General features: G+C 58.0%; 16 protein-coding genes. All 16 read left to right on the plus strand.

Translation table 11 applies throughout. The annotated features are described in order from the left end of the window. The first annotated feature begins 103 nt into the window (after positions 1-103). Positions 104-1015, plus strand: coding sequence for an ABC transporter ATP-binding protein (locus hmeg3_RS03455; protein ID WP_094562493.1), 912 nt, complete (start codon positions 104-106; stop codon positions 1013-1015). After that, a complete protein-coding gene (locus tag hmeg3_RS03460; protein WP_094562494.1) occupies positions 1012-1776 on the plus strand; it encodes an ABC transporter permease in 765 nt (254 codons plus the stop codon). The genes hmeg3_RS03455 and hmeg3_RS03460 overlap by 4 nt, the downstream gene beginning before the upstream one ends. Positions 1777-1827: 51 nt before the next feature. Beyond that, positions 1828-2064, plus strand: a complete 237-nt coding sequence (locus hmeg3_RS03465; RefSeq protein ID WP_050476633.1) for a BolA family protein — start codon at positions 1828-1830, stop codon at positions 2062-2064. 14 nt (positions 2065-2078) lie between these two features. Then, positions 2079-3329 (plus strand): UDP-N-acetylglucosamine 1-carboxyvinyltransferase, encoded by a 1251-nt coding sequence (gene murA / locus hmeg3_RS03470; protein WP_094562495.1) that lies wholly within the window; start codon positions 2079-2081, stop codon positions 3327-3329. Between the two features lie 49 nt (positions 3330-3378). Further along, entirely contained in the window at positions 3379-4032 is a 654-nt protein-coding gene (gene hisG / locus hmeg3_RS03475) for an ATP phosphoribosyltransferase (protein ID WP_094562496.1), read from the plus strand. A gap of 61 nt (positions 4033-4093) precedes the next feature. Then, the gene (gene hisD, locus hmeg3_RS03480; protein ID WP_094562497.1) at positions 4094-5407 is read left to right on the plus strand and encodes a histidinol dehydrogenase; all 1314 of its coding nucleotides are present in this window, start codon (positions 4094-4096) and stop codon (positions 5405-5407) included. Positions 5408-5435: 28 nt separating this feature from the next. Next, the gene (locus tag hmeg3_RS03485; RefSeq protein WP_094562498.1) at positions 5436-6227 is read left to right on the plus strand and encodes a site-specific DNA-methyltransferase; all 792 of its coding nucleotides are present in this window, start codon (positions 5436-5438) and stop codon (positions 6225-6227) included. Next, complete coding sequence (gene hisC / locus hmeg3_RS03490) at positions 6208-7311, plus strand: histidinol-phosphate transaminase (RefSeq protein WP_094562499.1); 1104 nt, start codon at positions 6208-6210, stop codon at positions 7309-7311. Before hmeg3_RS03485 ends, hisC begins: the two co-directional genes overlap by 20 nt. A 19-nt stretch (positions 7312-7330) precedes the next feature. Next, on the plus strand, positions 7331-7927 hold the full coding sequence (gene hisB, locus hmeg3_RS03495) for an imidazoleglycerol-phosphate dehydratase HisB (RefSeq protein WP_094562500.1): 597 nt from the start codon (positions 7331-7333) through the stop codon (positions 7925-7927). A gap of 75 nt (positions 7928-8002) precedes the next feature. Beyond that, positions 8003-8641, plus strand: coding sequence for an imidazole glycerol phosphate synthase subunit HisH (gene hisH, locus hmeg3_RS03500; protein ID WP_094562501.1), 639 nt, complete (start codon positions 8003-8005; stop codon positions 8639-8641). Positions 8642-8724: 83 nt separating this feature from the next. Continuing rightward, positions 8725-9531: a 1-(5-phosphoribosyl)-5-[(5-phosphoribosylamino)methylideneamino]imidazole-4-carboxamide isomerase gene (hisA, locus tag hmeg3_RS03505; protein WP_094562502.1), complete on the plus strand. Its 807-nt coding sequence runs from the start codon at positions 8725-8727 to the stop codon at positions 9529-9531. Further along, positions 9528-10292, plus strand: coding sequence for an imidazole glycerol phosphate synthase subunit HisF (hisF, locus tag hmeg3_RS03510; RefSeq protein ID WP_094562503.1), 765 nt, complete (start codon positions 9528-9530; stop codon positions 10290-10292). The genes hisA and hisF overlap by 4 nt, the downstream gene beginning before the upstream one ends. After that, complete coding sequence (hisI, locus tag hmeg3_RS03515) at positions 10289-10741, plus strand: phosphoribosyl-AMP cyclohydrolase (RefSeq protein ID WP_094562504.1); 453 nt, start codon at positions 10289-10291, stop codon at positions 10739-10741. Before hisF ends, hisI begins: the two co-directional genes overlap by 4 nt. Then, the gene (locus tag hmeg3_RS03520; protein WP_094562505.1) at positions 10738-11082 is read left to right on the plus strand and encodes a phosphoribosyl-ATP diphosphatase; all 345 of its coding nucleotides are present in this window, start codon (positions 10738-10740) and stop codon (positions 11080-11082) included. The genes hisI and hmeg3_RS03520 overlap by 4 nt, the downstream gene beginning before the upstream one ends. Positions 11083-11189: 107 nt before the next feature. Then, entirely contained in the window at positions 11190-11573 is a 384-nt protein-coding gene (locus tag hmeg3_RS03525; protein WP_094562506.1) for a histidine triad nucleotide-binding protein, read from the plus strand. 102 nt (positions 11574-11675) lie between these two features. Further along, positions 11676-11888 (plus strand): Sec-independent protein translocase subunit TatA, encoded by a 213-nt coding sequence (tatA, locus tag hmeg3_RS03530; RefSeq protein ID WP_007879646.1) that lies wholly within the window; start codon positions 11676-11678, stop codon positions 11886-11888. Positions 11889-11932 lie beyond the last annotated feature (44 nt).

Raw genomic sequence — 11932 nt, forward strand, 5'->3', positions numbered from 1 at the left:
ATCCCCTATAATCCAACGTTTCGCCGCACCGGGTATTGCCTTGATGCAAAAGGCCTGCGGCATGTTTTATTCCCTCACCGTGTCCTAAAAGCGCACCAAAAAAATGGCTGCTCTACAGATTAACAATGTCGAAAAACGCTACCAGTCGCTGCAAGCGCTGGGCGGTGTTTCGCTCTCGATAGAAGAGGGTGAGTTTTTCGGCCTGCTCGGTCCCAACGGGGCCGGCAAAACCACGCTGATTTCCATTGTGGCGGGGTTGAATCGCGCCGACTCCGGCTCGGTCACCATCCATGGCCATGACGTCGTCACTGATTACCGTGCCGCGCGTACCAAGCTGGGTGTCGTACCGCAGGAATTGGTGTTCGACCCGTTCTTCACCGTGCGCGAGACCTTGCGCATGCAGTCGGGCTATTTTGGCCTGAAGAACAACGACAAGTGGATCGACGAGGTGATGGATAACCTCGACCTGACCAACAAGGCCGACACTAATATGCGCGCCTTGTCCGGCGGCATGAAGCGCCGTGTGCTGGTGGCTCAGGCGCTGGTGCACAAGCCGCCTGTCATCGTGCTCGACGAGCCGACCGCCGGGGTTGACGTTGAATTGCGCCAGACCTTGTGGAAGTTCATCGGCCGTCTGAATCGCGAAGGCCACACCATCGTCCTGACCACGCACTATCTGGAAGAGGCGCAGGCATTGTGCAACCGCATCGCAATGCTGAAATTCGGCAAGGTCGTCGCACTGGATTCGACCGACGCGCTGATCAAACGCATTTCCGGTTCGCAACTGGTGCTGCGCCTGAAGTCGGGCGGCTTGCCCGATAGCCTGCGTCCGCTGGTGACGCATCCCGAAGAGTTGTTGTCAGGCGTGAAATACACCCTGCGCGTGAACGACTACAACGACGTCGAGCCCATTCTGTCGGCACTGCGTCAGGGCGGCGCCGTCATCGATGACATGCAGTTGCAACAGGCCGATCTGGAAGACGTCTTCATCCAGATCATGGAAGGTGCCAAATGACCGGTTTTCAAACCTTGTTTTATAAAGAAGTGTTGCGTTTCTGGAAAGTCGCAACACAGACCGTCACTGCGCCGATCATGACGGCCATGCTGTATCTGCTGATCTTCGGCCACGTGCTGCAGGATCGTGTGCAGGTGTATCCTGGCGTGCAATACACCGGTTTCCTGGTGCCGGGCCTGGTGATGATGAGCGTGTTGCAGAACGCTTTTGCCAACAGCTCGTCTTCGCTGATCCAGTCCAAGATCACCGGCAATCTGGTGTTCGTGCTGCTGACTCCGTTGTCACACTGGGAAATGTTCGGCGGCTATGTGCTGGCGGCAGTCGTGCGCGGTCTGATCGTTGGCGCGGGCGTGTTTGTCGTGACGGCCTGGTTCGGTCACCTGAGCTTTGTTGCACCATGGTGGATTGTGATCTTTGCCTTGCTGGGCGCGGCCATCCTTGGCACCATGGGTTTGGTGGCCGGTATCTGGGCCGAGAAGTTCGACCAGCTGGCGGCGTTCCAGAATTTCCTGATCGTCCCGCTGACCTTCCTGGCCGGCGTGTTTTATTCGATCCACTCGCTGCCGCCATTCTGGCAAACGGTCTCGCATTTCAACCCGTTTTTTTATATGATCGATGGCTTCCGCTACGGCTTCTTCGGACAGTCCGATATCAACCCCATGATCAGCCTCTCGATCGTCACCGTTTTCTTCGTCGTGCTGGCGACTCTGGCGGTACGCATGTTGAAGAGCGGCTACAAATTGCGCACCGGCGCACACTGACGGCCAACGCTGTTTGCATTGTCTATTGATTACCTAGTGAAGAGCTGCACCATGCTACCCACACCTGAACTTGTTAAAAATTACATCGCTGCCGGCCTGGCATGTTCGCATCTTGAAGTCGAAGGCGATGGTCAGCACTTCACCGCCGTGATCGTGTCCGATGCCTTTACCGGCAAGCGCCTGATCCAGCGTCATCAGTTGGTTTACGCGGCGCTCGGCGACCGCATGCGCGAGGAAATTCACGCTCTGTCGATGAAGACCCTCACTCCCGAAGAATTTCAGAAATAAGGCCTAGCTTTTTCATGGACAAGCTTTTAATCCGCGGCGGTAATCGCCTCTCCGGCGAAGTCGTCATTTCCGGCGCCAAGAACGCCGCATTGCCTATTTTGTGTGCAGGTCTGCTGACCGCCGACACGCTGAATCTGTCGAATGTCCCGAACCTGCAGGACGTGAGCACCATTCTCAAGCTGATGCGCCAGATGGGTTTGCGCGCAGAGCAGAATGATCACAACGTCACCCTCAACGGTGGCGATATCACCAAGCTGGAAGCGCCGTACGAACTGGTCAAGACCATGCGCGCCTCGATTCTGGTGCTGGGTCCTTTGCTGGCGCGTTTTGGTGAAGCCAAGGTCTCATTGCCGGGCGGCTGCGCCATCGGTTCGCGTCCGGTCGATCAGCACATCAAGGGCCTGCAAGCCATGGGCGCCGAGATCACCATCGACGCCGGCTACATCTACGCCAAGGCCAAACGCCTCAAGGGTACGCGCATCGTCACCGACATGATCACCGTCACCGGCACGGAAAACCTGCTGATGGCGGCAGTGCTGGCCGACGGCGAGACTGTGCTGGAAAACGCCGCGCGCGAACCTGAAGTCAGCGACCTTGCGCACCTGCTGGTAGCCATGGGCGCCAAGATCGAAGGCATCGGCAGCGACCGCCTGGTAATCCAGGGCGTCGACAAACTGCACGGCGCATCGCACACCGTCATCGCCGACCGTATCGAAACCGGCACCTTCCTGTGCGCAGTGGCGGCAGTGGGCGGCGACGTCACACTCAAGAACACCCGCAGCAGCCTGCTCGATGCTGCGCTGGACAAGCTGCGCGAAGCCGGCGTCATCCTGACATCCGGCGATGACTGGATCCGCGTGCAAATGGCGCGCCGTCCGAAGGCGGTCAGCTTCCGTACTACCGAATATCCAGGCTTCCCGACTGACATGCAGGCGCAATTCATGGCGCTGAACTGCATCGCCGAAGGTACCAGTCATGTGACGGAAACGATTTTTGAAAATCGCTTCATGCACGTGCAAGAAATGAATCGTCTGGGCGCAGCCATCGACATCGAAGGCAATACCGCGATCGTCAAGGGCGTCGAGAAATTCGTCGGCGCGCCGGTGATGGCGACTGACTTGCGCGCTTCGGCGTCGCTGGTCATCGCAGGTCTGGCGGCACAGGGCGAGACCTTGATCGAACGTATTTATCACCTTGATCGTGGTTACGATCGCATGGAAAACAAATTGTCGTCGATCGGTGCACAGATCGAACGCGTTAAATAATCAGCTGTAACTCAGCCGCAGTTCAGCTTTAAATCAGCCGTACTAAAACATGACTCAGCAACTCACCCTCGCACTGTCCAAAGGACGCATCTTCGAAGAAACGCTGCCGCTGCTCAAAGCCGCCGGCATCGAAGTCACCGAAGATCCCGAGACCTCGCGCAAACTGATCCTGCCGACCAATGATCCGGCTGTGCGCGTGATCATCGTGCGTGCTTCGGATGTGCCGACTTACGTGCAATACGGCGCCGCCGATTTCGGCGTGGCCGGCAAGGACGTGTTGCTGGAGCATGGCGGCGAAGGCTTGTATCAGCCTATCGATCTGAACATCGCCAAATGCCGCCTGTCGGTCGCGGTGCAAGACGGGTTCGATTACGCCAGCGCGGTGCGCCAGGGTGCGCGCCTGCGCGTGGTCACCAAATACGTCAAGACCGCGCGCGAGCATTTCGCCTCCAAGGGCGTGCACGTCGATCTGATCAAGCTGTATGGTTCGATGGAACTGGGGCCGCTGGTCGGTCTGTCCGACGCGATCGTCGACCTCGTCAGCACCGGCGGCACCTTGCGCGCCAACAAGCTGGTGGAAGTCGAACACATCATGGAAATTTCCTCGCGTCTGGTCGTGAACCAGGCTGCGTTGAAATTGAAGCGCGAACGTCTGCAGCCAATTCTGGAAGCATTCGAAAGAGCGTCGCAGGCGAACGCCTAAGCGCAGCAAGAGCAATACCTGACACTGACCGAACCCGCACCGAGAGTAGCAAAGGCACATCATGGGCATAGCCATCCGAAAACTGGATTCCACCGAAGCCGGCTTCAAGCAGAAGCTGTCTGCCGTCCTGGCCTTTGAAGCCAGCGAAGACGAAGCCATCGATCGTGCCGCTGCAGGCATCCTGGCCGACGTCAAGGCGCGTGGCGATGCTGCGGTACTGGAATACACCAATCGTTTCGATCGCCTCACTGCCACCGGTGTTGCGGCGCTGGAAATCGGTCAGGACGAGTTGAAGCAAGCGCTGGCCGGTTTGCCCGCTGCGCGTCGCGATGCTTTGCAAACGGCCGCCGACCGCGTGCGCGCCTATCATGAGCGCCAAAAGAAGGAATGCGGCTCCGACGGTTTCCTCTACACCGAAGCGGACGGCACCGTACTGGGACAAAAAGTCACGCCGCTCGACCGCGTCGGCATCTACGTGCCGGGCGGCAAGGCCGCCTATCCGTCGTCGGTGTTAATGAACGCGATCCCGGCCAAAGTCGCCGGCGTGCAAGAGGTCATCATGGTCGTGCCGACACCGGACGGCGTGAAGAATGAACTGGTGCTGGCTGCCGCAGCGATTGCCGGCGTGGACCGCGTGTTCACCATCGGCGGCGCACAAGCCGTCGGCGCACTGGCCTATGGCACCGACACCATTCCGCAAGTCGACAAGATCGTCGGTCCCGGCAACGCCTACGTTGCGGCCGCCAAGCGTCGCGTGTTCGGTACGGTCGGCATCGACATGATCGCCGGCCCTTCGGAGATCCTCGTGATCTGCGACGGCAGCACTGATCCGGACTGGATCGCCATGGACTTGTTCTCGCAGGCCGAGCACGACGAGCTGGCGCAATCCATCCTGCTGTGCCCGGATGCCGACTACATCGCCAAGGTCGAAGCCAGCATCAACAAACAACTCGACGCCATGCCGCGCAAGGACGTGATCCGCACTTCGCTGACCGATCGCGGTGCGCTGATCAAGGTGCGCGACATGGATGAGGCCTGCGAGATCGCCAACATGATCGCCGCCGAGCATCTGGAGATTTCCACCGAACAGCCCCAGCAATGGGCCGACAAGATTCGTCACGCCGGCGCCATGTTCCTCGGCCGTTTTTCATCGGAATCGCTGGGCGACTATTGCGCCGGTCCGAATCACGTGCTGCCGACTTCGCGTACGGCGCGTTTTTCGTCGCCGCTGGGCGTCTACGATTTTCAGAAGCGTTCCAGCATCATTCAGGTCAGCGAAACCGGCGCCCAGACACTGGGCAAGGTCGCCGCAGAGTTGGCGTATGGCGAAGGCCTGCAGGCGCACGCGCGCTCTGCGGAGTACCGACTCAAATGACAACGCGCCGCGTTGAGCCAGGCCTGCGATGAGCTGGCTCGACCGCGTTTTTTGCGAAGATGCGCTGGACGGTCTGGCGCGCATTCCCGATGGCCAGATCGATCTGCTGATCGCGGATCCTCCATATGGTCTTGGCAAGGATTACGGCAACGACTCCGACAAGCTCGACACTGACGCTTATCTGGCATGGACCGAACAGTGGATCACTGCCGCCATTCCCAAGCTCAAGCCGAACGGCAGTCTCTACATCTTTCTGACCTGGCGTTACTCGCCGGAAATTTTTGTCATGCTCAAACGCCGCATGACCATGCTCAACGAAATCATCTGGGATCGCCGCGTGCCGTCGATGGGCGGCAGCACCCGCAAGTATTCGTCGGTGCATGACACCATCGGTTTCTTTGCACGCGCTAAAGATTATTACTTCGACCTCGACGCGATCCGGATTCCGTATGATGCCGAGACCAAAAAGGCGCGCTCGCGCTCGATCTTTGTCGGCGCCAAGTGGCTGGAAATGGGCTACAACCCAAAAGACGTCTGGAGCGTGTCGCGCCTGCATCGCGAGCACAAGGAGCGCGCTGACCATCCGACGCAAAAGCCGCTGGAAATCGTCGAGCGCATGATCAAGGCGTCCTGTCCGCCGGGCGGCGTGGTGCTTGATCCTTTCATGGGCAGCGGCACGACGGCGGTAGCGGCAAGACGCTGCGGCCGCCAGTTTGTTGGTTTTGAACTTAACCCGGCTTATTGCGCGCTGATTGAGCAGCGTGTGGCCGACCTGAATCCCACTTCAACACAGACCTCCAATGAGCAAGTCGCTGGTTGAAAAAATCATCCGCGCGGATGTACGCGCTCTGTCGGCTTATCCGGTACCGGACGCCGCCGGCTTCGTCAAACTCGACGCCATGGAAAACCCCTACACCTTGCCGCAGGCTTTGCGCGCGGAACTTGGGCAGCGTCTGGCCGATGTCGCGCTCAATCGTTATCCGGTGCCGTCCTACACACAGCTGAAAGCCAAGCTGTGCCGCCACATGGGCGTACCGGCGGGTTTCGACGTATTGCTGGGTAACGGTTCGGACGAATTGATTTCCATCGTGTCGGTGGCTTGCGCCAAAGCAGGCGCCAAGGTGCTGGCGCCGGAGCCGGGTTTTGTGATGTACGGCGTCTCTGCCAAATTTGCCGGTCTCGACTATGTCGGCGTACCGCTCAAGGCGGATTTCACGCTCGATCTCGACGCCATGCTGGCGGCAATTGCCGATCATCAGCCGGCGATCACGTATTTGGCCTATCCGAATAATCCGACCGGTACGCTGTACGACGCCGACGACATGGAGGCCATCCTGCGCGCCGTGGGAGATAGCGGTATCGTCGTCGTCGATGAAGCCTACCAGCCGTTCGCACAAGAAAGCTTCATGCCTCGCTTGCCGGAATTCAACAATCTGGTCGTCATGCGCACCGTCTCCAAGCTCGGGCTGGCCGGCATCCGTCTCGGTTACATGTCGGCAGACGCGGCGTTGTTGCAGGAATTCGACAAGGTGCGTCCTCCTTACAATATCAATGTGCTGACTCAGACTGCGGCGGAGTTCGTGCTGGATCATACGGCCGAGCTGAACCGGCAGGCGGCGGCATTGCGCAGTGCGCGCAGCGATCTGGCGGCAGCGATTTCTGCCGTCGGCGCTATTGAAGTTTTCCCTTCCGCAGCCAATTTCTTACTGATTCGGCTGGCAAATGCGGATAAAGTGTTTGCAGGACTGCTGCAACGTAAGGTATTAGTCAAAAATGCCGGTAAAATGCATCCATTGCTGCAAAATTGCCTGAGAGTCAACGTCAGCACACCCGAAGAGAATGCCTCGTTCCTGGTTGCCCTGAAAGAATCGCTTCAGGAGCTCAGCCGGGAATCACTTTTGTAATGTCTGTTTTACCCTGATCATGTCAACTCCACGAACTGCAGAAGTCGTCCGCAACACCAACGAGACGCAAATTCGCGTCGCGATCAACCTGGATGGCACCGGCCAGCAAAAGCTGGACACCGGCGTGCCTTTTCTCGATCACATGCTGGACCAGATCGCGCGCCATGGCTTGATCGACCTCGACATCCAGGCCAAGGGCGACCTGCACATCGACGCGCATCACACCGTGGAAGACGTCGGCATCACGCTGGGCCAGGCTTTCGCCAAGGCCATCGGCGACAAGAAGGGCATTCGCCGTTACGGTCACGCTTACGTGCCGCTCGACGAAGCGCTGTCGCGCGTGGTCATCGATTTCTCCGGGCGTCCGGGCCTTGAATACCACATCCCCTTTACACGCTCGATGATCGGCGGCTTTGACGTTGATCTGACCAGCGAATTCTTCCATGGCTTTGTCAATCATGCGCAGGTCACGCTGCATATCGACAACTTGCGCGGCATCAATGCGCACCATCAATGCGAAACCGTCTTCAAGGCTTTTGGCCGTGCATTGCGCATGGCTATCGAGCTTGACTCGCGCGCGGCAGGAACAATTCCTTCCACCAAAGGCAGTCTGTAATGTGAGCTGATTGGCGTAACCGCTGCGACAGCTGGTTTCGCCGTCCGCACTTTCTGTGCTTTTGCATTCTTTACTATGAATAAAATTGTTGTAGTGGATTATGGGATGGGCAATCTGCGCTCGGTCGCGCAAGCCCTGCGTCATGTCGCGCCTGAAGCCGACGTGCGTATTTCCGGCGAAGTTGCCGATATCCAGTCGGCTGACCGTATCGTATTGCCGGGCCAAGGCGCCATGCCGGACTGCATGCGCTGCCTGCGGGAGTCCGGCTTGCAGGAAGCCGTGATCGAGGCATCGCGCAGCAAACCGTTGTTTGGCGTGTGCGTCGGCGAACAAATGTTGTTCGACTGGAGCGAGGAAGGCGATACGCCGGGACTTGGTTTATTGCCGGGCAAAGTGGTGCGCTTTCAGCTCGAGGGCCAGACTCAGGATGACGGCTCGCGTTTCAAAGTGCCGCAAATGGGCTGGAACCGCGTCCACCAAAAGGTCGCGCATCCGCTCTGGAGCGGCATTGACGAGCAGGCTTACTTCTATTTCGTGCACAGCTATTACGCGCAACCGGGCCAATCGGCTCACACCGTCGGCGAGACCGTCTATGGTCAGCCGTTCGCCTGTGCCGTCGCCCGCGATAATATTTTTGCAACGCAATTCCATCCGGAAAAAAGTGCCTCTGCGGGTTTGCAGCTGTACCGGAATTTCGTACACTGGAAACCTTGATTTTTGCTTAATTTTTGTCCAACCGGCAAGTTGTGCAGCGATGCTGACTTGTTTTCTTCTTACCTAACGTTATTACCGTAGCCATGCTGCTGATACCTGCCATCGACCTGAAAGACGGTCATTGCGTTCGCCTGAAGCAAGGCGATATGGACCAAGCCACCGTATTCTCCCAAGACCCTGCCGAAATGGCGCGTCACTGGCTCGCGCAGGGCGCTCGTCGTCTGCATCTGGTTGATCTGAACGGCGCCTTTGCAGGCAAGCCGAAGAATGAATCCGCCGTCAAAGCCATCCTCAAGGCCGTGCGTGATTTCGCCGTCGAAAACGACGTCGACGAAATCCCCGTACAGCTCGGCGGCGGTATCCGTGATCTGGATACCATCGAGCGTTACCTCGATGATGGCCTGTCCTACATCATCATCGGCACCGCTGCGGTGAAAAATCCAGGTTTCCTGCACGATGCGTGCAGCGCGTTCCCGGGCCAGATCATTGTCGGCCTCGACGCCAAGGACGGCAAAGTTGCCACCGACGGCTGGAGCAAGCTGTCCGGCCATGAAGTGGTCGACCTCGCGCAAAAATTTGAAGGCTACGGCTGCGAAGCCATCGTCTACACCGATATCGGCCGCGACGGCATGATGGGTGGCGTCAACATCGAAGCAACCGTGCGCCTGGCGCAGGCTGTCTCGATCCCGATCATCGCCTCCGGCGGCGTGCACAGCATCAAGGACGTCGAAGCGCTGTGCGGCGTGCAGGACGAGGGCATCGAAGCCGTCATTTGCGGCCGTTCGATTTATGAAGGTACGTTGGATCTGAGCTCGGCGCAAGATCGCGCCGACGAATTGACTGAAGAAGCATCACCGGCATCCGAAGGGTCCGACAGCGAACAATCATGACACTCGCAAAACGCATCATTCCCTGTCTCGACGTGACGGCCGGACGGGTTGTCAAAGGCGTCAATTTCCTTGAGTTGCGCGACGCCGGCGATCCTGTTGAAATCGCGCGCCGCTACGATGAGCAGGGTGCGGATGAGATCACTTTCCTCGACATTACGGCGTCGTCGGACGGTCGTGGCCTGATTCTCGACATCATTGAAGCAGTTGCCTCGCAAGTCTTCATTCCGCTGACCGTCGGTGGCGGCGTACGCGCTGTCGATGACGTACGCCGATTGCTCAATGCCGGCGCCGATAAAGTCGGCATCAACACGTCGGCAGTGACCAATCCGCAATTGGTGGAAGACGCCGCAAGCAAATACGGTTCGCAATGCATCGTCGTCGCGATTGACGCCAAGCGCACCGGCGAAGGCAAGTGGGAAGTATTCACCCACGGCGGCCGCAACGCAACCGGGCTGGATGCGGTGGAGTGGGCGCGCAAGATGGCGCAACTCGGCGCCGGAGAAATTCTGCTGACCAGCATGGACCGCGACGGTACGCGCAGCGGCTTCGACCTGGCGCTCACGCGCGCAGTGTCCGAGGCAGTGGCGATTCCCGTGATCGCATCCGGCGGTGTCGGCGGTTTGCAGGATCTGGCCGACGGCATCAAGCAGGGCAAGGCGGACGCTGTACTTGCCGCGAGCATCTTCCACTACGGTCAACACACAGTGCAGGAAGCGAAACGTTTTATGGCCGATCAAAATATTCCTATGAGGCTGGCATGAGCATCAGTGCAAAATGGCTGAACAAGGTGAAGTGGGACGAAGTCGGACTGGTGCCGGTGATTGCTCAGGAAGTCGGCTCCAACGACGTGCTGATGTTCGCCTGGATGAATCGCGAAGCGCTGGCCAAGACTGTGCAATCCGGCGAAGCCGTCTACTGGAGCCGCTCGCGCAAGAAGCTGTGGCACAAGGGGGAGGAGTCCGGCCATTTCCAGAAGGTCCATGAAATCCGCCTCGACTGTGACGAAGACGTCGTCTTGCTCAAGGTTGAGCAAGTGGCCGGCATCGCGTGTCATACCGGTCGTCATTCCTGCTTCTTTCAGAAGTTTGAAGGCAACGCCGAGACTGGTGAATGGCAGACTGTCGAGCCTGTCCTGAAGGACGGCGAAGCCGCGTCGGAAAAAGAAAAGCCGAAGCGTACGCGCAAAGTAACTCCCAAGGTAACCCCATGAGTGAAACACTGCGCCGTCTGGCTGAAGTCATCGAATCGCGCAAGCTGGCCAACGGCGGTAATCCTGAAAAGTCTTACGTCGCCAAGTTGTTTTCCAAGGGTGACGATGCGATCTTGAAAAAGATCGGCGAAGAAGCGGCAGAAACCATCATGGCTGCGAAGGATGCGCGCGTGAGTGGGGATGCCTCCAAGGTACTCTACGAATGCGCCGACCTGTGGTTTCATTCCATGGTCCTGCTGGCGCAATTCGACCTCAAGCCGCAGGATGTGCTCAATGAACTGGCCCGTCGCGAAGGCTTGTCGGGCCTGGAAGAAAAAGCCAGCCGCCCTGCCGATGCCTGAAGCAATGATCACTGCAAAACAATCATCCATTATTCCGATATTCAAATAATTCAACAATCGGTGCAGACGCTGATTGATCGAAATCGAGACACCCAGGAGGAGCAGCTTTGGACAACTGTATTTTCTGCAAGATCGCCGCGAAGCAGATTCCGTCGAAGATGATTTATGAAGACGACGACGTCGTTGCTTTCCACGATATCAACCCGGCCGCGCCGGTGCACTTCCTGATCATCCCCAAAGAACACGTTGCCACGCTGGCCGATTGCGCTGAGAAACATGCCGCGCTATTGGGTAAAATGGCTTTGCTTGCACCAAAGTTGGCGCAGGAACAAGGATGTGGCTACCAGCTTGATGCGACCGGCAACAAGGCGGGTGGTTTCAAGACGCTTTTCAATACCGGCCCTGACGGCGGCCAAGAGGTGTACCATCTCCATATGCATGTGATCGGTGGCGCGCATCCTTGGCGTACGAAGTCCGTGTTGCAGGGATAAGCGAGAAAGCCTGCGCGCAGGCTCAGACAGCATCCCTGGCAAGAATATTGCAGCAAAGATTTATTTGAATACAGGACACGCGTGTCCGCTTAGGAGAGAAAAATGGGTTCGTTCAGTATTTGGCATTGGTTGATCGTTCTGGTTATCGTCATGGTCGTTTTCGGCACGAAGAAGCTGGGCAACATGGGTTCCGATCTCGGCAAGGCCGTCAAAGGCTTTAAAGATGGCGTCAAGGGCGAAGAAGAGAAGCCTGTGGCCAAGGATCAGACCACTATCGACGTGCAAGCTAAAGATAAAGAAAAATCCGGCAGCTAACCATTTCGTCGACGCCCGCGCCTGCCTGTTTTTCTTACCGGCCG

Origin of the sequence: Herbaspirillum sp. meg3 (assembly GCF_002257565.1) — a bacterium.
Classification (GTDB): Bacteria; Pseudomonadota; Gammaproteobacteria; order Burkholderiales; family Burkholderiaceae_D; genus Herbaspirillum.

Excerpts from the sequence above, each read along its gene's own strand:
- hmeg3_RS03455 (WP_094562493.1), top strand. The coding sequence starts at position 104 with ATGGCTGCTCTACAGATTAACAATGTCGAAAAACGCTACCAGTCGCTG.
- hmeg3_RS03460 (WP_094562494.1), top strand. The coding sequence starts at position 1,012 with ATGACCGGTTTTCAAACCTTGTTTTATAAAGAAGTGTTGCGTTTCTGG.
- hmeg3_RS03465 (WP_050476633.1), top strand. The coding sequence starts at position 1,828 with ATGCTACCCACACCTGAACTTGTTAAAAATTACATCGCTGCCGGCCTG.
- murA (WP_094562495.1), top strand. The coding sequence starts at position 2,079 with ATGGACAAGCTTTTAATCCGCGGCGGTAATCGCCTCTCCGGCGAAGTC.
- hisG (WP_094562496.1), top strand. The coding sequence starts at position 3,379 with ATGACTCAGCAACTCACCCTCGCACTGTCCAAAGGACGCATCTTCGAA.
- hisD (WP_094562497.1), top strand. The coding sequence starts at position 4,094 with ATGGGCATAGCCATCCGAAAACTGGATTCCACCGAAGCCGGCTTCAAG.
- hmeg3_RS03485 (WP_094562498.1), top strand. The coding sequence starts at position 5,436 with ATGAGCTGGCTCGACCGCGTTTTTTGCGAAGATGCGCTGGACGGTCTG.
- hisC (WP_094562499.1), top strand. The coding sequence starts at position 6,208 with ATGAGCAAGTCGCTGGTTGAAAAAATCATCCGCGCGGATGTACGCGCT.
- hisB (WP_094562500.1), top strand. The coding sequence starts at position 7,331 with ATGTCAACTCCACGAACTGCAGAAGTCGTCCGCAACACCAACGAGACG.
- hisH (WP_094562501.1), top strand. The coding sequence starts at position 8,003 with ATGAATAAAATTGTTGTAGTGGATTATGGGATGGGCAATCTGCGCTCG.
- hisA (WP_094562502.1), top strand. The coding sequence starts at position 8,725 with ATGCTGCTGATACCTGCCATCGACCTGAAAGACGGTCATTGCGTTCGC.
- hisF (WP_094562503.1), top strand. The coding sequence starts at position 9,528 with ATGACACTCGCAAAACGCATCATTCCCTGTCTCGACGTGACGGCCGGA.
- hisI (WP_094562504.1), top strand. The coding sequence starts at position 10,289 with ATGAGCATCAGTGCAAAATGGCTGAACAAGGTGAAGTGGGACGAAGTC.
- hmeg3_RS03520 (WP_094562505.1), top strand. The coding sequence starts at position 10,738 with ATGAGTGAAACACTGCGCCGTCTGGCTGAAGTCATCGAATCGCGCAAG.
- tatA (WP_007879646.1), top strand. The coding sequence starts at position 11,676 with ATGGGTTCGTTCAGTATTTGGCATTGGTTGATCGTTCTGGTTATCGTC.